Below are 21,000 nucleotides of genomic sequence, written 5' to 3'. Positions count from 1 at the left end.
TACTCCTCTTTGTTACAATTCTTAATATAAACAAAAGAGGAGGTTTTTTTATGCAAAGAAGTGTAGCAGTTGTGGAGAATAAGACTGTAAAACCAAATGTCATAAAATTAATAAGCGGATATATTGATTTTACTACGGCGGCATTCGCCGTAATGGGATTTTTACTTAGTAGGTCTATTATAGTAGACTCTGTAGCCCCTTTAGGAATTGCCTTTTTTATATGTGCATCAAAGATTGACAAGTACAAGATACCTGTATTCATATCAACATTATTAGGAATATTGTTATCATCTAATGATTTTGGAAATGTAGCAAAATATGCTGTGTGCCTTACAATATTTATGGCGATGAATAAGAAATTAAAATTATCAGATTCAATTGCTAAGGTAGCATTTATAGGTGCAATGATATTACTTCCAATTTCCATGGGACAAGCTTTCTTTTCAAATAGGTATACGTACAATCTTCTTATAGCAGGTGTAGAAGCAATAATAATGTTTATATCTATATATGTGTTTTCTTATGGGATAGGTTTAATGGCCAATGTCAACAATAGGATGTCTGTACGGACAGAAGAAGCTATCTCAATAAGTTTACTGCTGACCTTTAGCATAATGGGGATAGGTGATATATCCTTGTTTGGAATATCAATAAGGACCATTTTATCAACAGTATTGATATTACTGACCTCCATAGTAGGAGGAGCTACCATGGGAGCATCTAGTGGTGTAATTATTGGGGTAGCATCCATTTTAAATAACATGACATCAGCTATTTATATGGGAATATATTCTTTCTCAGGATTAATAAGTGGTGCATTTAATAAAATAAATAAATATTTCTGTATATTAGGATATATTCTAAGTTGGACAATAATATACCTATATACTTCTGGTATTCCTTCTAATATGATGCAATTAAGAGATATACTATTAGGTTGCTTAATAGTCCTAGTGTTGCCAGAGAGGTTGTTTAATAAGATTGAAAAATTAATAAAAAGTAATGTAGCTTCAAATGAAATCGTATACGATTATATTATGAGAAGCAAGAACTTAACTAATAGTAGATTGAATAGTATTTATAAAACTTATGATGACCTTGCAGATACATTTGACAAGATAAGAGAAAAGGATAAGGTACTAGACCAAAGAGATATAGCCAATGTAATAGATATGATTCATAATGATGAATGTAAAAGTTGTAGTATGAGAAGAATGTGCTGGGAATCAAGATTTAATCATACATACACTATGATATATAACATTCTTGAAAAAATTGAGGAGAAGGGAGAATTAAGTTTAAACGATATACCTAAAAACTTTAGAAAGGAATGTATGAAACCAGAGTCAATAGTGAAAATATCAAATCACTATTACAAAATGTTTGTATTAGATTATGATTGGAGTGTGAAGTTTTCAGAAAGTAGAAAATTAATAGCAAATCAGATAAGAAGTATTTCAAAGTCAATTAAATCGTTATCTCAAGATTTAGAGGGCGATATAATGCTGGATATAGAAAAAGAAAAAAATATATATGAGCAATTAGAGAGATATGACATAACAGTTGATAAAGTAAGTTACTTAACGAAGAGTAACAGTGAATTCGAAATATCAATAGAAAAGAAAACTTGTCATGATGGATGTATGTGTGAAGATAAAATTGTGAACATAATTTCAGACCTAGTAGGTGAAAATATGTCTGTTAGAAAAATAGGGTGCCATTGTTTAGGAGGTAAATGTAAGGCAACATTCGTTAAGTCCCAAAAATATAAGGCTGTTACAGAAGTTTCAGCAATGTCAAGGGATGGGCATATTCTTTGTGGAGACAATTACACATATATGGAGATAAATGATGGTAAATATATGATGGCTATAAGTGATGGTATGGGAAAAGGTAAAAAAGCATATGAAGAATCTTCTGCTACCATTGATATATTAGAAAAAATGATAGATGCAAAAATTAAAGACGAAATAGTTATAGATACTATAAATAATATGTTGCTATTAAAGTCTTCAGAAGAGATGTTTTCAACTCTAGATTTGGGAATTTTAGATTTGAAACGAGGCTCTTTAGAGACTATAAAGATGGGAGCGTGTTCTACCTATATAAAAAGAGGTGATGGAGAAGTCGACTTAATATCGTCATCATCATTACCTGTGGGTATATTATCAGATGTAAAAATTGATAGAAAAAATGTAAAAGTTAAGGAAGGAGACTATGTTATAATGGTTTCTGATGGAATTGTAGATGCAGGAAGAAATAACAATTTAGGAGATAATTGGTTAATATACTTCTTAAAGAATATAGAGACTACAAATCCAAAAGAAATTTCAAACTTGATATTGGATAGAGCATTAGAGTTACAAGCGTTACAAATCGAAGATGATATGACTGTTTTAGTTACTAAGATATGTACAAAATAAAATTTATAAAATTCTGTGTATAATATGTGGATAACTTGTGTATAATATGTTAATAGACTTTTGAAAAAAGTATAGTTATTAACAAAAAAAACATATAAATCAACAAAATTTGTTGATAAGTATGGCATAAATGTTAATAAAATGTAAAAAAAGAAAAAACAAAAGCTATTATCAAGAGAGATTCATGTTGAAATAACTAAATTTCTAGGTAAACAAAGCCTGTGAATATGTTGATTATTATGTGGATAACTATTAATTCTATATTTATTTATATAGTATGAATAATTGAATAATATATCTAAAAAAAGCCATCCTATTATTAAGTAAATTTATTGAAAGGATGGCTTTTTATGAATAGAAAATTGTGCAAAGCAATAATACCTTTATTTATTTCTATTTTTTGCATGTTAATAATAAGTATAAAAGCTGACCAAGGATATCAAAAGAATAATGATAGAGCAGTTACTGTCATGAATAATGATACTGAAGATGATGCTGAAAAAAAACAAGAAATAGATTATGAAAAAACATGTTGGAACTTACAATCTTTGTTTAAAAGTGATGACCAATGGAAAAAAGAACTTAAGAGTTTTGATAAAGATACTAAAGAATTAAAAAATTACATAGGTAAAGTAACAAAATCACCAACACATTTGTCTTTTGCCTTAAATATCAAGGAAAAGCTTGATATAAGATTAAATAGACTTTCTGCCTATGTAAAATTAAAACAAGATACTAATAAAAATTCATATAAATATTTAGATATGAATGATACTATGAGTAAATCTTATGGCAACTATATGGGGATTTGTTCGGATTTAGAATTAGAGATATTAAAATTATCAAACAAAGATTATAAGAAAATTATTTCAAATAAAAATATAAATAGGAAATATGGTGCATATTTAAGAGATATAAGAAGAAATAAAGTACATTATTTGGATGATAAGTCAGAAGACATCCTAAGTAAAGTGTCTTCAATAAGTAGTCTTCCAAGTCAAGTTTATGAATTATTTAGGAATATGGATAGAAAAACTAATTTGACACCAGCTCAATATGCTAGTGAATTAGAATCATCAGACAGAGAAAATAGAAAAAAAGCTTATCAAGATGAACTTATAACCTACAACGATAATGTAAATACAATTGCAGGTTTGATTACTGGTCAAGTTAAAAAGAATATTTTCTATTCTCAAGAGAGAGGTTATGAGTCTTCTTTAGAAATGTATTTGGAGTCTGATAATGTAGATGAAAAAGTATACAATAATTTAATAAGAACTGTAAATGGAAACATGGACAGTCTACACAAATATATAGATTTAAGGAAAAAAGTCTTAAAATTAGATAAGGTTCATTCATATGATATGTTTGTACCTATAGTTAAAGCTGTTGATAATAATATTAATTATGAAAAAGCACAGAGTATAGTGTATTCAGCATTATCACCTTTAGGAAAAGAATATAATGATGTAGTCTATAAAGCTTTCAATGAAAAATGGATAGATGTCTATTCACATGAAAATAAAGTAAGTGGTGGGTATTGCTTATCTGTTTATGAAAATCATCCATATATACTTTTGAATTATAATAATTCGTTAGGCTCAGTTTCAACTTTATCTCATGAACTTGGTCATGCTGTATATGAATATTTAAGTTCTAAGAGTCAAAACTATTTTAATTCAAATCCATCTATATTTACTCATGAGGTTGCATCTACAACTAATGAAGCATTACTTTATGAGATGCTTATAAGAGAAGCTAAAGGTAATGATGAAAAAGCTTATTATATAACACAATATTTAGACTTAATAAAAGATACTCTTTATACACAAACGATGTATGCTGAATTTGAAAAAACTATACATGAGTTAGTGGAAAAAGGAAAAAGTGTAAATGCGTTAGTATTAAATGATGTTTGGGGACAACTTCTTAAAAAATATTATGGACAAAGCTATGAATTAGACCAATTATCTAAGGTCGGATGGGCTAGAATCCCACATTTTTACAATAGTTTCTATGTCTATAAATATGCAACAGGTTGTAGTGCAGGAGTAAGTTTTGCCCAAGACATACTAAAAAATGGTTCAGATAACTATATAAATTTTCTTAAAAAGGGAAGCTCAGATTATCCAATAAACTTATTAAAATCAAGTGGTATAAATTTAACTAATACAAAGCCTATAGAAAATACAATCAAAAAATTTGACAGCTTAGTAGCAGAACTTGAAAAGCTATTATAAAAGATTATTATAATCCACATGGTAAATATATCGAATTAATGATAAAATATACTAAAAGTTTAAAGTCCTATCAAGATAGGGCTTTTTATTTATTAATTAGTGGGAGATGATTCTATGCAAGTTAAAGTTAAAAAAGCCGTAATACCAGCAGCAGGTTTAGGGACTAGGTTTTTGCCGGCTACTAAGGCACAACCAAAAGAAATGTTACCAATAGTTGATAAACCAACTCTACAATACATAATAGAAGAAGCTGTGGCTTCAGGGATAGAGGAAATACTAATAATAACAGGTAGAAATAAAAAGTCTATTGAAGACCACTTTGATAAATCCGTAGAATTGGAACTTGACTTAGAGAAAAAAGGCAAAAAGGAATTGTTAGAGATAGTCCAAAATATATCTAACATGATTAATATACATTATATAAGACAGAAAGAGCCAAAAGGATTGGGTGATGCAATTTATTGTGCTAGACACTTTATAGGTGATGAGCCTTTTGCAGTAATGTTAGGTGACGATATTGTAGATAATGATGTACCTTGCCTAAAGCAGCTAACAGATGCATATGAAGAGTATAGAACTACAATATTAGGTGTTCAGAAAGTGAATCTAGAAGACACTAATAAATATGGTATAATAGAAGCAAAAAATATAGAAGGTAGAGTTTATAAGGTAAAAGATATGGTAGAAAAGCCGGAGCCAGGAAAAGCTCCTTCAAATATTGCTATCTTAGGTAGATATATAATAACTCCTGAAATATTTGATATTCTTAAAGATTTGCCACCAGGTAAAGGTGGAGAGGTGCAATTAACAGATGCTTTAAAAATATTGTCTAGGAAAGAAGCTATGTATGCATACAACTTTGAAGGAAAGAGATACGACGTTGGTGATAAGCTAGGATTTTTAGAAGCTACTGTTGATTTTGCTCTAAAAAAAGAAGACCTTAAGAAAGATTTTATCAAGTACTTAAAACATGTTTGTGAGGAATTTGATAAAGATAAAAATGTGTTATACAATAGCACAGATGAAGAATTGGACTCATCTGAAGTGTGCGATGCTAGAGAACTTGAAATTCAAAAATAATTAGTGAAAGGTGATGTATTGTGGCAAAATCAAGTCAGAAAAAAATTAATAGAATAATAGCTGTTGGGATTGTGGGAATTCTTGTATTAACAAGCATAACAGCTGTTTTAAGTATGATTGCAACTATGTAATAGGATAAATAACTACAGTGAATATACATAAATATAAAAACCATATATAACTTAATGTAGTTAAAAATTTACAACATTTTAGTTATGTATGGTTTTTAGAATTTATAAATGTAAAAAAAAATTTTTATAATAGTTGCATATTTTAAGGGAAAATATTATTATAAGATATAAATATAGTGATAAATTTATAAAAACGTGCTAAGATTGGACTTGAGATACAATAATATAATGGATAACAGTGTTTTAAATTTTATTTATTGACCATAATGTATAAATAGTGATATTATTAGACTTAACTGTTTAAATAAGACTTTTCTTTTTCATGCCTTCAATTTCCAAAATAAGTATGTATATAAATGAATATATAGATGAGGAGGATTTTTTTGATTTTAGATGATAAAGTATTAGAAGGATTAGGTAGTAAAACCTTAGTTGAACTAAGAGAGATAGCTAAAGAATTAAAAATAAAATCAATTACTACATATAAGAAAAATGAGTTAATTGAGATTATAAATTCTAAAAGTAAAAATGAGGAAAAAGTAAACGAAGAGATTAAAGAAAAAAATGAAGATATTAAAGAAGACATAAAAAATAGAAAAGAAAATATAGAGCGTGAGAGTATAGAAAAAGAAGTTGAATATAAGAGCCCTACCAAATCATACAACAAGAAAGAAATAGATACTCAAAATATTTCCCAAAACCAAGAAAACAGAAACCAAAGAAATGATTATAATAAGACAACGAATGTAAATGATTGTAATAAGGCATCAAATATATCTAATAGAATGGTCAGAAATAATAATAAAAACTATTATATGCCTAAACAAGTCGATGAATCTAAGATAGTTGATGAATTTAACACATCAAAAGAAGATGAAGTAGTAGGTGTACTTGAAATTTTGCCAGATGGATTTGGTTTTTTAAGAGGTTCAAATTATTTATCTACTGAAGGAGATGTTTATGTCTCACCATCTCAAATAAGAAGATTTAATATGAAAACAGGAGATAAAATTAAAGGGATAACTAGACATCCAAAAAGCGGAGAGAAATTTAGAGCACTTTTATACGTTCAAAAAATAAATGATGAAAATCCTGATACAGCTATACAAAGAAACGCATTTGAGACATTAACACCAATATTCCCAGAAGAACGACTTACACTGGAGACTAATAGAAATGAAATAGCAACAAGAATTATAGATTTAATTTCTCCTATAGGAAAAGGACAAAGGGGATTAATAGTAGCACCTCCAAAGGCTGGGAAAACAGTTCTTTTAAAAAGTGTTGCAAATAGCATAGCTAAAAATCATCCAAATGTTGAGCTTATAGTACTTCTTATAGATGAAAGACCAGAGGAAGTTACTGACATGAAAGAATCTATTGAAGGAGATGTTATATATTCTACTTTTGACCAAGTATCAAGTCATCATGTTAAAGTTGCAGAGATGGTGTTAAATAGAGCTCAAAGACTAGTTGAGCATGGGAAAGATGTAGTAATCTTATTAGATAGTATAACTAGACTAGCAAGAGCATATAACCTTACAATATCTCCTACAGGTAGAACTTTGTCTGGTGGTATTGACCCTGGTGCACTTCATGGACCTAAGAAGTTCTTTGGAGCAGCCAGAAATATTAGACAAGGTGGCTCTTTAACTATACTAGGAACAGCATTGGTTGAAACTGGTTCTAGGATGGATGATGTAATATTTGAGGAATTTAAAGGTACAGGAAATATGGAATTGCATCTAGATAGAAAGTTAGCTGAAAAGAGAATATTCCCTGCAATAGATATTTACAAATCTGGGACAAGAAGAGATGACTTATTGCTTGATGATGAAGAAAAGACAGCTCTTTGGAGATTAAGAAGAGAAATGAGCAATAATTCAGTAATGGAAATTACAGATAAAGTCATTGAACTTATAAAAAGAACTAAGGACAATAAAGAGTTTGTAAAATCAATAAAGAATTTGTAAAGTCAGCAATATATCAGCAATATAAATGTAAATATAGATTATATAAAGTAATGGAAAAATCACTTGAATGGCATAATAAGTTGTGCTATAATAATGTAGTTGATAATGTAAAAAGAAAGTTAATATAATTAATTTTTTTAAATAAAGAGAAGAGGTGACTATAATGCAAAAGGAAATACAACCAAAATACAATCCAGTTGAAGTGCGTTGTGCTTGTGGGAACACATTTGCTGCTGGTTCAACTAAGGACGAAATAAAAGTTGAAATATGTTCAGAGTGCCATCCATTCTATACAGGAAAACAAAAGAACATAGAAAAAGGTGGAAGAATCGACAAATTCAAGAAAAGATTCAAAATGGATTAATTTTTATAAAAATGGAGTTGGAGGAAGCCAACTCCTATTTTATTACAAAAAAACATTCATATTCTACTTTAAATTGTCTTTTTGTATTATAATAATAAATATGTAAAATTGAGTATTCTAAATACAATAAAATGAGGTGAGTGGATGTCAAAACAAGCTGTAGGTGGGCAAGCTGTTATTGAAGGTGTAATGATGCAATCAAAAGACAAAAGAGCAGTAGCTGTTAGAAAAAGTGACGGAGAAATAGCACTAAAAGAAGATAGAATAAAAAGTTGGGTAAGAGATAAGAATATAGATAAGATACCTTTTGTTAGAGGTTCTTTTGTTATGATAGATACAATGATTCAAGGGATAAAAAGTTTAAATTTTTCTTCAGAATTTTTTATGGAAGAAGCAGAAGAGGATAAATTTGATTTATTTATAAAGAAAATTTTTAAAGATAAGGCAAATGATATAATTATAATATTTTCATTGGTCATAGCAATGCTACTTTCTGCTGGATTATTTATTTTCATACCTACATTAGTAGGAGGAGCTTTTTCTAAGGTAATGCCTAATGACTTTATGCTCAATTTAATAGAAGGTATTATAAGAATAGTGATATTGTTTGCATATATAGTACTAATCTCACGAAGCAAGGATATAGAAAGAGTATTTCAATATCATGGTGCAGAACATAAATCTATATATTGTTATGAAAATGATTTAGAACTTACAGTAGAGAATGCAAGAAAATTTAAAAGATTACATCCTAGATGTGGTACGAATTTTTTATTTATAGTTATGGCTGTGTCAATAATACTGTTTGCGTTTTTTGGTTGGCCAAATCCAATCCTTAGAATATTTATGAGAATCATATGTGTGCCTATAGTAGCAGGTTTATCCTATGAAGTAATTAGAATTCTTGGAAAATATGATAATAGATTCACTAAAATTGTTGCATACCCAGGAATGATGTTGCAATATTTTACAACAAAAGAGCCTGATGATGAGCAACTAGAGGTAGCCTTAGAAGCGTTAAAGGCAGTGGTAGATTAAAGAAAAGGATATTTATTATGACGATAAAAGATATAATTATTAAATATTCAGATACATTTAAAGATATAAGTGATACTCCAAGATTAGACACAGAGTTATTATTGCAAAAAGCATTAGGTGATGTTGATAGACTGTATATTCACTTAAATCTAAATAAAGAGTTAACTGAAGAACAAGAAATAAAATTTATAGGTTTTGCTAAAGAAAGATTAAATGGAAGACCAATAGCCTATATAGTTGAAAATAGAGAGTTTATGGGATTAGATTTTTTTGTTAAAGAAGGTGTATTAATACCAAGACCAGATACAGAAACTTTAGTAGAAGAAATAATTGAAATATGTAAGGGAAAAAAAGATGTAAGTATACTAGACATAGGTACTGGCTCTGGTGCTATTACAGTTAGTTTGGCAAAATACATTGAAAATTCTAAAGTAATGTCTTTTGATGTATCAGAAATAGCTTTAGAAATAGCTAAAAAAAATGCTATTATAAATGAAGTTGATGAAAAGATAAAATACATTAATTCTGATTTATTTACAGCAATAAGTGATAGTAATATAAAATTTGATATCATAGTTTCAAATCCACCATATATTAAAAAGCAAGATATAGAAACTTTGCATACACAAGTAAAAGATTATGAGCCATATAATGCTCTTGAAGGTGGAGAAGATGGATTAGATTTTTATAGAAAAATAACAGAGCAAGGTAAGAAATATTTAAATAGATGTGGAATATTAGCATATGAAGTTGGTCATAATCAAGCTGAAGATGTTATTAATATTATGAAAAGCAATGGATATAAAAAAATATATACAAAGAAGGATATTCAAGGCATTGATAGAGTTGTTATAGGTTACAATATATGATATAATCAACAATTGATATGTTACATTTAATCGAGGTGAAAGTATGTTAAAAAAATTAGAGGTATTGGAAGATACATATAAAGACTTAAGTGAAAAAATAGGTGACCCTGATATAATAAATGATCAAAAAGTTTGGCAAAAGTATATAAAAGAACATGCTGACTTAGAACCTATTGTTATGAAATACAGAGAGTATAGAAATGTTTTAGATAGTATAAAAGAATCAAAAGAAATATTGCAAGAAGAGTCAGATGAAGAACTAAGAGAATTAGCTAAGATGGAATTAGCTGAGATGGAAGAAAAAGTAGAACCTTTAGAGGATGAAATAAAAATATTATTATTACCTAAAGACCCTAATGATGATAAAAATGTTATAGTTGAAATTAGAGGTGGAGCTGGAGGCGATGAAGCAGCTCTATTTGCAGGTGATTTATTTAGAATGTATTCAAGATATGCTGAGAGAAGAAGATGGAAAATAGAATTATTAAGTGCAAGTGATACTGGAGTTGGTGGATATAAAGAAGTATCTTTTATGATAAAAGGTAAGGGAGCATATTCAAGATTAAAGTATGAGTCTGGAGTTCATAGAGTCCAAAGAATACCATCAACTGAATCTGGTGGAAGAATACACACATCAACTTCTACGGTTGCAGTATTACCAGAAGTTGAAGATGTAGAAGTTGATATAAATCCAAATGATTTAAGAATAGACGTTTTCCGTTCTTCAGGTAATGGAGGACAAAGTGTCAACACTACTGACTCTGCAGTTAGGGTAACACATATACCTACAGGTGAAGTAGTATCTTGTCAGGATGGAAAATCACAATTAAAAAATAAAGAGCAAGCTTTAAAAATATTAAAAGCTAGACTTTACGATAAAGCATTGGCAGAGCAACATAAAGATATAGCAGCAGAAAGAAAGAGCCAGGTTGGAACAGGAGACAGATCAGAAAGAATAAGAACATATAATTTCCCTCAAGGTAGAATAAGTGACCATAGAATAAATTTAACTTTATATAAGTTAGATGCGTTCTTAGATGGAGATATAGATGAAATGATAGATGCTTTAATTACTGTTGACCAAACAGAGAAAATGACTGCAATATAAGTAATGTTTTAAAGAAGCTGTTTCTTTCTAGAAATTATTTTCTATTTTGAAACAGCTATTTTGCATTTTAGGTCATGTTATCATATTCTACTGTATATAATTGTTATATACAAGTATAGGAGGGTTATATGATACTAAAAGTAACAATGATTGGACTTTTGGCAGGTGTTATAGGGACAGGATTAGGAGGAGTAATATCAGCTATTTTTAAAAAGGAAGTTGATAAATATCTAAATTTCTTTATGGGATTATCTGGTGGAATAATGTTAGCTGTAGTGGTATTTGATTTGATGAAAGAATCAATGGATAAAATGGGGATAATCAATACAGTTATATTTACATTTGTTGGAGCTCTCATAACTATGTACATAAAAACAAAATTAGATGTGTCTGGAAGTATGACATCTGGGTATCTTATATTCATAAGTATATTACTACATAATTTGCCAGAAGGGTTAGCTATAGGTTCTTCTTTCATGTCAACTGAAAGCTTAGGTATTACTCTTGCTATAGTTATAGGTCTACATAATATACCAGAAGGATTGGCTATGGCATTGGGTTTAGTTTGTAATAAAATGAAACTAGGTAAAGTTATTTTATTTACTGTAATAGCTGGACTACCTATGGGTCTAGGAAGTTTTTTAGGTGTTTATTTTGGAGGAGCATTTACGTCTCTTATAGGTGTATTTCTTGCCACAGCAGGAGGTACAATGATGTATGTTGTATTGGAAGAAATTTTTCCGCATTCAAAAAGTGTGTATTGTATAATTGGTTTTTTGGTAGGTACAATAATTGTAAACTATATATAAAATTAAAATGAAAGCAGGCATACAAAAGATGAAAACTATTATAAGTAGTATTGATATAAATAATATTGATTATGAGGAAATAAAAATACAAGCAAAACTTCTTAGAGAAGGTAAGACAGTTATCTTTCCAACTGAGACAGTATATGGACTAGGTGCAAATGCGTTAGATGAAAATGCAGTAAAGAAGATTTATGAGGCTAAAGGAAGACCTAGTGATAATCCATTAATAGTCCATATCTATGAAAAAGGGGAAGTATATGATTTAGCTAAAGATATAAGTGATAAAGCTAAACTTGTTATAGAAAAGCTTTGGCCAGGGCCTATAACAATAATATTAAATAAGAAAGATATAATTCCATATAGAACTAGTGGGGGGCTTGATACAGTTGCAATAAGGATGCCTTCTAATGTTATTGCCAGGGCAATAATAAGAGAAGCTGGTGTACCTATTGCAGCGCCTTCTGCAAATATATCTGGTAGACCATCTCCAACAAAAGCAAAACATGTCTATGAAGAAATGAATGGAAGAGTAGACGGGATAGTTTTAGGTGGAGATAGTAACTTTGGGTTGGAGTCAACAGTATTAGATTTAACAGAAGAAACTCCAATGATATTGAGACCAGGGAGTATAACTAAAGAAGTTTTAGAAGAAATTCTTGGAGAAGTAAAGCTCGACCCATCATTAAGTAAAAAAGAGGATAATCAAAAAGCTAAGGCTCCTGGAATGAAGTATAAACACTATTCTCCAAATGCAGATGTATATATTATATCTGGAAAAAGAGAAAATGTAGCAACAAAGATAAATGATATGATAAAATCTAATAGAGAGAAAGGCCTAAAAACAGGCGTAATGTGTATTAGTAGAAATAGAGAGTTTTATGATGGAGAAGTGATAGATTTAGGAAGCACTCTTGAAGAAGTTGCAAGTAATCTGTTTGATGCTCTTATAGAAATGGATAAAAAGGGTATTGATGTCATATATTCAGAGGAGTTCCCTAAGACTGGAGTTGGACAAGCAATTATGAATAGACTACTTAAGTCAGCAGGATATAAAGTAATAAAGGCTTAAAAGGGAGTTGTAAAATATGAATATACTTATTGTATGTACAGGTAATACTTGTAGAAGTCCTATGGCTGAGGCTATATTAAAGAAGGAAATTGAAAAATCAGGAAGAAATATTGAAGGATATTGCATATCATCAGCAGGTATATCTACAGTAGATGGTATGAATGCTTCCCAAAATTCTATAGAAGTATTAAAAGAATTAGGGATAGACTTGTCGAATCATAGAAGTAAAGTAATTACTAAGGAATTAATAGATAACTCAGATATAATACTAACAATGACCAAGTATCATAAAGAAATTTTAGTACAAGCAGTTCCAAAATGCAAAGAAAAAGTGTATACTTTTAAAGGGTTTGTAAATGAAAATGAGGCAGATATATCTGACCCATTTGGTGGAAATTTAGATACTTATAGAGATACTATGGAAGAAATAATGTATTCTGTCAACGAAATAGTAAAAAAAATATGAATTGGAGGATAAACAAATGAAGATAGGATTAGGTTGTGACCATGGAGGATATAATTTAAAAAAAGAAATAATAAGCTATTTAGAAGGTAGAGGTATAGAATGTGTAGATTATGGAACTAATAATGCGACAGATTCTGTTGATTATCCTGTTTATGGAGAAGTAGTTGCAAATGCAGTTATAGATAAAGAAGTAGATTATGGAATATTATGTTGTGGTACAGGTATAGGAATATCTCTAGCTGCAAATAAGGTTCCTGGAATAAGATGTGCAGTTGTATCAGATGTATTTTCTGCAAAAATGTCAAAAGCACATAATGATGTAAATATGTTGTCATTAGGTGAAAGGGTTTTAGGAAAAGGTCTAGCACTTGAAATAGTTGAGGCATGGATTAATACAGATTTTGAAGGTGATAGACATGCTAGAAGAGTAAATATGATTAAATCAATAGAAGAAAAACACAATAAATAATAAAAATTACAGTTTTATCAGGAGGAATTATCAAAATGAGTAAAGTGGTAGAGACAAACCATCCATTAATACAACATAAATTAACTTTAATGAGAGATAAAAATACTGGTTCTAAGGATTTTAGAGAACTTTTAACTGAAATTGCAATGCTTATGGGATATGAAATAACAAAAGATATACCATTAAAAGATGTCGAAATAGAAACTCCTATTCAAAAAACATCATCTAAAGTAGTTGCAGGTAAAAAGTTAGCAATAATTCCAATTTTAAGAGCAGGTCTTGGAATGGTAGATGGATTAGTAAGTTTAATGCCAGCAGCAAAAGTTGGGCATGTAGGGTTATATAGAGACCCAGAAACATTAAAACCAGTTGAATATTATTGTAAACTTCCTCAAGACATAGGAGAAAGAGATATAATAGTAGTTGACCCTATGCTTGCAACAGGAGGGTCTGCTGTAGCAGCTATAGATTTACTTAAATCTAAAGGAGCTAAAAGTATAAAACTAGCTAATTTAGTAGCTGCTCCAGAAGGTATAGCAGAAGTACAAAAATATCACGATGATGTTGATATATATGTTGCATCAGTTGATGAAAGATTAAATGAACATGGATATATAATTCCTGGTCTTGGTGATGCTGGCGATAGATTATTTGGAACTAAATAAAAATAAATAACCATAAATATTTCTTAGGGACTTTCTTATGTAGTATATAATTTTATGTAAGAAGGTTCCTTTTTATGTATTTTTCTCAAAATAGTAATTCTTGAATTGATAAATTTCTCGAATTGAGAATAAAAAGTTTTTACCAATTAAAAAAGAATGGCTATTTTACAGGAATCTACAAAATAGTGGCGTTTTTTAATGTGGCATGTTAGTTGCTTACAATTAAATTGATATGTATTAATTTAATTAAAAATAAAGTATGAATGATACTATTAGGAGTGATAATACATGAAAAATTGTATAGTGGTAAGAGGAGCAGGAGATTTAGCAACAGCAGTTATTCATAAATTACACAATAGTGGTTTTAAAGTGATTGCTCTAGAAATAGAAGAACCGTTAGCTATAAGAAGACAAATTTCTTTTTGTGAAGCTGTTTATGAAAAAAAGGTAGTTGTTGAAGGTGTGGAGTGCATACTTTGTAATACTGAAAAAGAAATAGAAGAAACTTTGTCTCAAGATAAAGTAGCACTGATTATAGACCCAAAAGGAGAAATGCTATCTAAGATAAATCCGATTGTTTTGGTTGATGGAATATTAGCTAAGAAAAACTTAGGTACAACTAGAGAAATGGCACCACTTACAATAGCGTTAGGTCCTGGGTTTTGTGCAGGAGAAGACGTAGATATTGTGATAGAAACAATGAGAGGTCATAACCTAGGAAGAATAATAACTGATGGTAGAGCAGAAAAAAATACAGGAATACCAGGTGCAATAAAAGGTTTTGCCAAAGAGAGGGTAATGCATTCACAGTATACTGGAATAATGGAAAATGTATGTAAGATAGGCGACATAGTTGAAAAGGGAGACTTACTTTGTTATATTAGTGATTATGAAAAAAAACATGAAGTTAGAGCAACAATATCTGGAGTGCTTAGAGGATTATTAAAAGACGGAGCAAAGGTAACTAAAAATTTAAAAATACTGGACATAGACCCTAGAAAAGAAGAAGTTAAGAATGCTTTCACAATATCAGATAAAGCTAGATGCATAGCTGGAGGGGTTTTAGAAGCCATATTAAACAAAGGAATCTATCCAAAAAATTAATTTATATTAGATAAGGCTATTAATATTTTATTAAGATGATATAATAAATTTAATAGATTAAAGAGAGCATATAACGGGTATTTAAAATTTAAATGGTAAAAATGCTCTTTTTTTATTGGACATTCAATTAACATGTGTATATAATATAAAAATAAGTATTTATTTAGCTTGAAATCTAATAAATATATAAGACCAGTACATAAGCAAAGAGGAGAAAAGTAAATTATGAGACCATCATGGGATGAATACTTCATGGAAATTGCAGAAGTAGTGAAAAAGCGTTCAACTTGTATTAGAAGACAAGTAGGTGCTGTCATTGTAAGGGACAAACAAATATTAACAACTGGATATAATGGCTCTCCAAGAAATCTTGAACACTGTGAAAATATTGGATGTAAAAGGGAGGAGCTAAATATTCCTTCAGGGGAAAGACATGAATTATGTAGAGCATTACATGCTGAACAAAATGCCATAATACAAGCTGCCCATAATGGTATTAGTGTAGATGGGGCAACTTTGTATGTTACTACAAGGCCTTGTGTTTTGTGTGCAAAAATGTGCATAAATGCAGGTATATTAAAAATTGTTTATGAAGGTGATTATCCAGATGACATGTCTACAGAATTGCTAAAAGAAGCAGGAATAGAGCTTATAAAATTTTAGTAAAGGATAATGACATGACAATAAATGCTAAATTATGACAATGGAATAGGATGATTAAAAGAAAGTGTTTGAAAAATCATCTGATTAGTAGTAAGATATATTTTATAATTAAATAAATTTATGATATAGATTAATTAAATGTTATTTATTTTGTAATAATGAGGGATACTATTTATGAGTAAAAGAAATACACATATGGAAATTGCAAAGTTGTTTAGTTTAATAAGTCAAATAGGATTGATGATTGTAATATCAATATTAGGATGTACTTTCTTAGGAAAATTTTTAGATAGTAAATTAAATACTAGTCCAGTTCTGACGATAATATTTTTATTGTTAGGTGTTGGAGGAGCTTTCAGTGGTGTTTATAAAACTCTAATAGTATATACACGAAGGAAGTGATATATTGGATATAAAATTACTTAACCAAGTAAGGTCAGTAACAAAGGGTATAGTAATATTTGATGTAATTTTAATTGTGCTAATGTTGATAACATCAACATTAAGTAAGCCAGTATTATTAGGACTTATATTTGGCTCTATAATAGCTATGTTAAATTTTAGATTATTGGCAATATCACTGGAAAAATCGGTGACATTTTCTGCTGGAAAGGCACAAGCTTATGCATCAGCACAATATACCATTAGGTTATTTATAATGGCGGTTGTTCTAATTGCTTCAGCTAAAGTACCACATTTAAACATAATCGGAACAGCATTAGGATTATTGAGTACAAAGTTTGTCATATTATCAAAAAACTTTATAAATAAATTAAAGAGGAAGGAGGCATAAGTATGAGTCAAGCGCATTATTATCTCATAGGAAACTTTAAAATTAGTGAAACAATACTAGTGAGTTGGGGAATAATGGCCTTTTTAGCGATAGCATCTTATTTCTTGACTAGAAACTTAAAAAAAGTTCCAACTAGTAAAATCCAAATATTTTTGGAATTTGCAATAGGTGGTCTTGCTAAAATGGTTACAAATGTTATGGGTAAAAACACAATAAAAAGAATGCCGTATATGATACCATACATAGGAAGTTTGTTTTTATTTTTCGCATGCTCAAATTTAAGCCCATTACTTGGATTAAGATCACCAACAACCGACCTGGATACAACTGCTGCATGGGCAATGATTACATTTTTTATGATTTATTTTGCAGGAGTTAAATTTAAGGGATTATCGTACTTTAAAGAATTGGCTCAACCACTTGCCATAATGTTACCAATCAATATTATAGGTGAGTTAGCTAGACCAATATCGTTAAGTTTCCGTCCATTTGGGAATATTTTAGGTGGAACAATTATAATGGGGCTGTTTTATCAACTTTTAGGTTTTGTATCCAGTTTAATACCAGGATTATCAATACCAATTGGACAGATATTAATACCAGTACCATTGCACTTGTATTTTGACTTATTTGCAGGATTGTTACAAGCATATATATTCATAATGTTAACAATGGTGTTTATATCAAGTGCAGGAGAATTAGATTAAGAAATCAACTTATATTAAGATAAAAATAAAATAATTTAAAAATTTAAAGTTTTAAGGAGGAAATAATTATGGAAACAGCAATAGTAGCGGCAGCATCAGCAATAGGTGCAGGAATAGCAGTTGCAACAGGTATAGGTGCAGGTATAGGGCAAGGTGTAGCAGCAGGTAAAGCTGCAGAAGCAGTAGGAAACCAACCAGAAGCTAAAGGTGATATAACTTCAACTTTATTACTAGGTGTTGCTATAGCAGAGTCTTCAGCAATATATGGTTTGGTTGTATCAATAATACTTCTATTCGTAAATCCATTCTTTAAATACTTAGGAATGTAGATTTAGTCCTTAAATATTTTGAGATAGGTTTATAGGTAAATCATCTCAAACTTATAATCATGAGAAGAGTTTTATCTTCTCGTGATTATAAGTAGTTATGATTTATGGAAAGGAGGATAATTATGGAGAAAGCACTAGTAGGTATAACATGGGAATTTGTGTTCCAAATTGTTAATACTTTTATAATATTTTTACTTCTGAGAAAGCTTTTATTTAAGCCAGTATTAAATATAATTGAATCAAGAGAAAATGATATTAAAAACGATTTGGCAGAAGGCGAAAAAGCAAAAAATGAAGGTTTAGCTCTGAAAAAAGAATATGAGTCAAAAATCAATTTTGCCAAAGATGAAGGTCAAGAAATCATAAAACAAGCAACTATAAGAGCAGAACAGAAATCAGATGATATAGTAAATACTGCAAAGAAAGATGCTCTTGATATAAAAGAAAAAGCAAGTAAAGATGTAGAACAAGAAAAACAAAAGGTTATAAATGAAATTAAGAATGATATATCTAATATAGCACTACTTGCAGCATCTAAGGTCATTGAAAAAGATTTAGATAAATCTAAGCATGAGGAATTGATAGAAAACTTTATAAAAGAGGTAGGGGAAGCTAAATGATAAATGTAATAGCCAACAGATATGCCGAAGCCCTATTTCAATTAGGAGAAGAAGAAAATTCAACTGATGCATTGTTCAAAGAATTAGAAAAAGTAGTAGATATGATGACTAAAGTTAGTAAAGATTTCTACAAAGTTTTAAAATCACCATTAGTTTCAAAATCAGAAAAGAAAAACTTGGTAGAAATTATTTTTAGTAAGGAAGTAAGTTTGAACATAAAAAACTTCCTAAAAGTCTTGGTAGATAAAGATAGAATATCATATTTAGAAGATATAGAATTAGCTTATAAAGAATTATTAAATAAGAAAAATAATGTAATTGCTGGTGTAGCAATAAGTGCTATTCCAATGAGTGAAACAGATATTAAAGAACTTGAAATTAAACTTTCAAGTAAATACAACAAAAATGTTACTATAGAAAATGTAGTTGACAAGACTATACTAGGGGGAGTTCTAGTTAGACTTGGAAATGAACAGATAGATGGCACTGTAAAAACTCGTCTAGATAAGATGAAAGAAAAGCTATCTGAAGTAATATCTTAAGAATGGCGGTGAACCCATGAACTTAAAACCTGAAGAAATAAGTTCTATAATTAAACAGCAAATAAAAAATTATGAGAATAAAGTTGAGTTGACAGATACAGGGAGTGTTTTAACAGTTGGGGATGGTATAGCGAGTGTATATGGATTAGAAAAAGCTATGTCTGGTGAGTTACTAGAGTTCCCAGGTGAAATATATGGTATGGCACTTAACTTAGAAGAAGAAGTAGTTGGAGCTGTTATACTTGGAGATGACAGTGGAATAAAAGAAGGCGATATAGTTAAGAGAACTGGAAGAATAGTTGAAGTTCCAGTTGGAGAAGCTTTAATAGGTAGGGTTGTAAATTCTCTAGGTCAACCAATAGATGGAAAAGGACCTATAGCATATACAAAAACTAGACCAGTTGAATCTGAGGCACCTGGTATAATAAATAGAAGGTCTGTTTATGAACCATTACAAACAGGAATCAAATCAATAGATTCAATGATACCAATTGGTAGAGGACAAAGAGAGTTAATAATAGGTGACAGACAAACTGGTAAAACATCTATAGTTATTGATACTATATTAAATCAAAAAGGAAAAGATGTTATATGTATATATGTAGCAATTGGGCAAAAACGTTCTACTATAGCTCAATTAGTTAATTCACTAGAAAAAGGTGGAGCTTTAGACTATACAATAGTAGTTTCAGCAACAGCATCTGAATCAGCACCACTTCAATATATAGCACCATATGCTGGAGCAGCGATGGGTGAAGAATTTATGTATAATGGAAAACATGTACTTATAGTATATGATGATTTAAGTAAACAAGCCGTTGCATATAGAGAAATGTCATTATTACTTAGAAGACCACCAGGACGTGAAGCATATCCTGGAGATGTATTCTATTTACATTCAAGATTACTTGAAAGAGCAGCTAAGTTATCAGATGAATTAGGTGGAGGCTCAATGACTGCTTTACCTATAATAGAAACTCAAGCTGGTGACGTTTCTGCATATATACCAACAAATGTTATATCTATAACAGATGGTCAAATATACTTACAACCAGAGTTATTCTATTCAGGTGTAAGACCAGCAGTTGACCCTGGTATATCAGTATCAAGGGTTGGTGGTTCTGCGCAAATTAAAGCAATGAAAAAAGTTGCAGGTACATTAAAACTTGCATATTCACAATATAGAGAACTTGCAGCATTCTCACAATTTGGTTCTGACTTAGACGAAGATACTAAGAAGAGACTTGCTCAAGGTGAAAGAATCGTTGAGATATTAAAACAAGGTGAGCATCAACCAATAAAAGTTGAAAATCAGGTTATGATAATATACGCTGTTATAAATAATCATCTAGAGGATATTCCAATAGATAATATAGCTAGATTTGAATCAGAACTGTATGCATTTGTAGATAATAATTATCCAGAAATATCAAGAAAAATATTAGGTGGAGAGGACTTCACTCATGATTTAACAGATGCAATAAATGAATTTAAAGAAAAGTTTGTTGTTGAAGTATAATCCTTTTTAAAAAAGGAGG

22 protein-coding genes are annotated in these 21,000 nt (G+C 29.8%); all 22 read left to right on the top strand.

Annotation, left to right across the window (positions count from 1 at the left end; genetic code table 11):
- Positions 1-50: 50 nt before the first annotated feature.
- Positions 51-2,423, top strand: coding sequence for a stage II sporulation protein E (gene spoIIE, locus ACTG48_RS19585; RefSeq protein ID WP_479917761.1), 2,373 nt, complete (start codon positions 51-53; stop codon positions 2,421-2,423).
- A gap of 350 nt (positions 2,424-2,773) precedes the next feature.
- On the top strand, positions 2,774-4,663 hold the full coding sequence (gene pepF / locus ACTG48_RS19580) for an oligoendopeptidase F (protein ID WP_479917760.1): 1,890 nt from the start codon (positions 2,774-2,776) through the stop codon (positions 4,661-4,663).
- A 114-nt stretch (positions 4,664-4,777) separates the two neighbouring features.
- Positions 4,778-5,743, top strand: a complete 966-nt coding sequence (galU, locus tag ACTG48_RS19575) for a UTP--glucose-1-phosphate uridylyltransferase GalU (RefSeq protein WP_479917759.1) — start codon at positions 4,778-4,780, stop codon at positions 5,741-5,743.
- 499 nt (positions 5,744-6,242) lie between these two features.
- A complete protein-coding gene (gene rho, locus ACTG48_RS19570; RefSeq protein ID WP_044214027.1) occupies positions 6,243-7,847 on the top strand; it encodes a transcription termination factor Rho in 1,605 nt (534 codons plus the stop codon).
- A 163-nt stretch (positions 7,848-8,010) separates the two neighbouring features.
- On the top strand, positions 8,011-8,211 hold the full coding sequence (gene rpmE / locus ACTG48_RS19565) for a 50S ribosomal protein L31 (RefSeq protein ID WP_021386394.1): 201 nt from the start codon (positions 8,011-8,013) through the stop codon (positions 8,209-8,211).
- 144 nt (positions 8,212-8,355) lie between these two features.
- Positions 8,356-9,249, top strand: coding sequence for a DUF1385 domain-containing protein (locus tag ACTG48_RS19560; protein WP_021386432.1), 894 nt, complete (start codon positions 8,356-8,358; stop codon positions 9,247-9,249).
- 17 nt (positions 9,250-9,266) lie between these two features.
- Positions 9,267-10,118: a peptide chain release factor N(5)-glutamine methyltransferase gene (prmC, locus tag ACTG48_RS19555; RefSeq protein ID WP_021386400.1), complete on the top strand. Its 852-nt coding sequence runs from the start codon at positions 9,267-9,269 to the stop codon at positions 10,116-10,118.
- Positions 10,119-10,161: 43 nt separating this feature from the next.
- Entirely contained in the window at positions 10,162-11,226 is a 1,065-nt protein-coding gene (gene prfA / locus ACTG48_RS19550) for a peptide chain release factor 1 (RefSeq protein ID WP_021386387.1), read from the top strand.
- 128 nt (positions 11,227-11,354) lie between these two features.
- Positions 11,355-12,035, top strand: coding sequence for a ZIP family metal transporter (locus tag ACTG48_RS19545; protein ID WP_021386431.1), 681 nt, complete (start codon positions 11,355-11,357; stop codon positions 12,033-12,035).
- A 28-nt stretch (positions 12,036-12,063) separates the two neighbouring features.
- Positions 12,064-13,104 (top strand): L-threonylcarbamoyladenylate synthase, encoded by a 1,041-nt coding sequence (locus tag ACTG48_RS19540; protein ID WP_479918810.1) that lies wholly within the window; start codon positions 12,064-12,066, stop codon positions 13,102-13,104.
- A 16-nt stretch (positions 13,105-13,120) separates the two neighbouring features.
- Positions 13,121-13,570 (top strand): low molecular weight protein arginine phosphatase, encoded by a 450-nt coding sequence (locus tag ACTG48_RS19535; protein WP_021386416.1) that lies wholly within the window; start codon positions 13,121-13,123, stop codon positions 13,568-13,570.
- A 16-nt stretch (positions 13,571-13,586) separates the two neighbouring features.
- Positions 13,587-14,039, top strand: coding sequence for a ribose 5-phosphate isomerase B (gene rpiB, locus ACTG48_RS19530; RefSeq protein WP_479917758.1), 453 nt, complete (start codon positions 13,587-13,589; stop codon positions 14,037-14,039).
- 35 nt (positions 14,040-14,074) lie between these two features.
- Positions 14,075-14,704 carry a uracil phosphoribosyltransferase gene (gene upp, locus ACTG48_RS19525; protein ID WP_003437840.1) on the top strand — a complete coding sequence of 210 codons (630 nt, stop codon included), beginning with the start codon at positions 14,075-14,077 and terminating at the stop codon, positions 14,702-14,704.
- 288 nt (positions 14,705-14,992) lie between these two features.
- Positions 14,993-15,808 carry a selenium-dependent molybdenum cofactor biosynthesis protein YqeB gene (yqeB, locus tag ACTG48_RS19520; protein ID WP_021386419.1) on the top strand — a complete coding sequence of 272 codons (816 nt, stop codon included), beginning with the start codon at positions 14,993-14,995 and terminating at the stop codon, positions 15,806-15,808.
- Positions 15,809-16,033: 225 nt separating this feature from the next.
- Entirely contained in the window at positions 16,034-16,471 is a 438-nt protein-coding gene (locus tag ACTG48_RS19515; RefSeq protein WP_021386393.1) for a deoxycytidylate deaminase, read from the top strand.
- Positions 16,472-16,645: 174 nt separating this feature from the next.
- Positions 16,646-16,873 (top strand): AtpZ/AtpI family protein, encoded by a 228-nt coding sequence (locus tag ACTG48_RS19510; RefSeq protein WP_021386436.1) that lies wholly within the window; start codon positions 16,646-16,648, stop codon positions 16,871-16,873.
- A gap of 4 nt (positions 16,874-16,877) precedes the next feature.
- Positions 16,878-17,264 (top strand): ATP synthase subunit I, encoded by a 387-nt coding sequence (locus ACTG48_RS19505; RefSeq protein WP_021386396.1) that lies wholly within the window; start codon positions 16,878-16,880, stop codon positions 17,262-17,264.
- Positions 17,265-17,266: 2 nt separating this feature from the next.
- A complete protein-coding gene (locus tag ACTG48_RS19500) occupies positions 17,267-17,971 on the top strand; it encodes a F0F1 ATP synthase subunit A (protein ID WP_021386413.1) in 705 nt (234 codons plus the stop codon).
- A gap of 68 nt (positions 17,972-18,039) precedes the next feature.
- A complete protein-coding gene (atpE, locus tag ACTG48_RS19495; RefSeq protein ID WP_021386434.1) occupies positions 18,040-18,300 on the top strand; it encodes an ATP synthase F0 subunit C in 261 nt (86 codons plus the stop codon).
- Positions 18,301-18,422: 122 nt separating this feature from the next.
- Entirely contained in the window at positions 18,423-18,920 is a 498-nt protein-coding gene (gene atpF / locus ACTG48_RS19490; protein WP_021386412.1) for a F0F1 ATP synthase subunit B, read from the top strand.
- Positions 18,917-19,462 carry a F0F1 ATP synthase subunit delta gene (locus ACTG48_RS19485; RefSeq protein ID WP_021386420.1) on the top strand — a complete coding sequence of 182 codons (546 nt, stop codon included), beginning with the start codon at positions 18,917-18,919 and terminating at the stop codon, positions 19,460-19,462. Before atpF ends, ACTG48_RS19485 begins: the two co-directional genes overlap by 4 nt.
- 16 nt (positions 19,463-19,478) lie before the next feature.
- Positions 19,479-20,981, top strand: coding sequence for a F0F1 ATP synthase subunit alpha (atpA, locus tag ACTG48_RS19480; protein ID WP_021386417.1), 1,503 nt, complete (start codon positions 19,479-19,481; stop codon positions 20,979-20,981).
- The last annotated feature ends 19 nt before the right edge of the window (positions 20,982-21,000 follow it).

The sequence above is a fragment of the Clostridioides sp. LIBA-6822 genome (assembly GCF_056688955.1).
Note: the sequence above shows the minus strand (reverse complement) of the source record. Positions and strands in the feature narration are given on the sequence as shown.

Coding starts and splice junctions, on each gene's coding strand:
- ACTG48_RS19510 (WP_021386436.1), top strand. CDS start 16,646: ATGAGTAAAAGAAATACACATATGGAAATTGCAAAGTTGTTTAGTTTA.
- pepF (WP_479917760.1), top strand. CDS start 2,774: ATGAATAGAAAATTGTGCAAAGCAATAATACCTTTATTTATTTCTATT.
- spoIIE (WP_479917761.1), top strand. CDS start 51: ATGCAAAGAAGTGTAGCAGTTGTGGAGAATAAGACTGTAAAACCAAAT.
- atpE (WP_021386434.1), top strand. CDS start 18,040: ATGGAAACAGCAATAGTAGCGGCAGCATCAGCAATAGGTGCAGGAATA.
- yqeB (WP_021386419.1), top strand. CDS start 14,993: ATGAAAAATTGTATAGTGGTAAGAGGAGCAGGAGATTTAGCAACAGCA.
- prfA (WP_021386387.1), top strand. CDS start 10,162: ATGTTAAAAAAATTAGAGGTATTGGAAGATACATATAAAGACTTAAGT.
- ACTG48_RS19515 (WP_021386393.1), top strand. CDS start 16,034: ATGAGACCATCATGGGATGAATACTTCATGGAAATTGCAGAAGTAGTG.
- rpiB (WP_479917758.1), top strand. CDS start 13,587: ATGAAGATAGGATTAGGTTGTGACCATGGAGGATATAATTTAAAAAAA.
- ACTG48_RS19485 (WP_021386420.1), top strand. CDS start 18,917: ATGATAAATGTAATAGCCAACAGATATGCCGAAGCCCTATTTCAATTA.
- ACTG48_RS19500 (WP_021386413.1), top strand. CDS start 17,267: ATGAGTCAAGCGCATTATTATCTCATAGGAAACTTTAAAATTAGTGAA.
- atpF (WP_021386412.1), top strand. CDS start 18,423: ATGGAGAAAGCACTAGTAGGTATAACATGGGAATTTGTGTTCCAAATT.
- rho (WP_044214027.1), top strand. CDS start 6,243: ATGAGGAGGATTTTTTTGATTTTAGATGATAAAGTATTAGAAGGATTA.
- rpmE (WP_021386394.1), top strand. CDS start 8,011: ATGCAAAAGGAAATACAACCAAAATACAATCCAGTTGAAGTGCGTTGT.
- upp (WP_003437840.1), top strand. CDS start 14,075: ATGAGTAAAGTGGTAGAGACAAACCATCCATTAATACAACATAAATTA.
- ACTG48_RS19540 (WP_479918810.1), top strand. CDS start 12,064: ATGAAAACTATTATAAGTAGTATTGATATAAATAATATTGATTATGAG.
- ACTG48_RS19545 (WP_021386431.1), top strand. CDS start 11,355: ATGATACTAAAAGTAACAATGATTGGACTTTTGGCAGGTGTTATAGGG.
- ACTG48_RS19560 (WP_021386432.1), top strand. CDS start 8,356: ATGTCAAAACAAGCTGTAGGTGGGCAAGCTGTTATTGAAGGTGTAATG.
- galU (WP_479917759.1), top strand. CDS start 4,778: ATGCAAGTTAAAGTTAAAAAAGCCGTAATACCAGCAGCAGGTTTAGGG.
- atpA (WP_021386417.1), top strand. CDS start 19,479: ATGAACTTAAAACCTGAAGAAATAAGTTCTATAATTAAACAGCAAATA.
- prmC (WP_021386400.1), top strand. CDS start 9,267: ATGACGATAAAAGATATAATTATTAAATATTCAGATACATTTAAAGAT.
- ACTG48_RS19535 (WP_021386416.1), top strand. CDS start 13,121: ATGAATATACTTATTGTATGTACAGGTAATACTTGTAGAAGTCCTATG.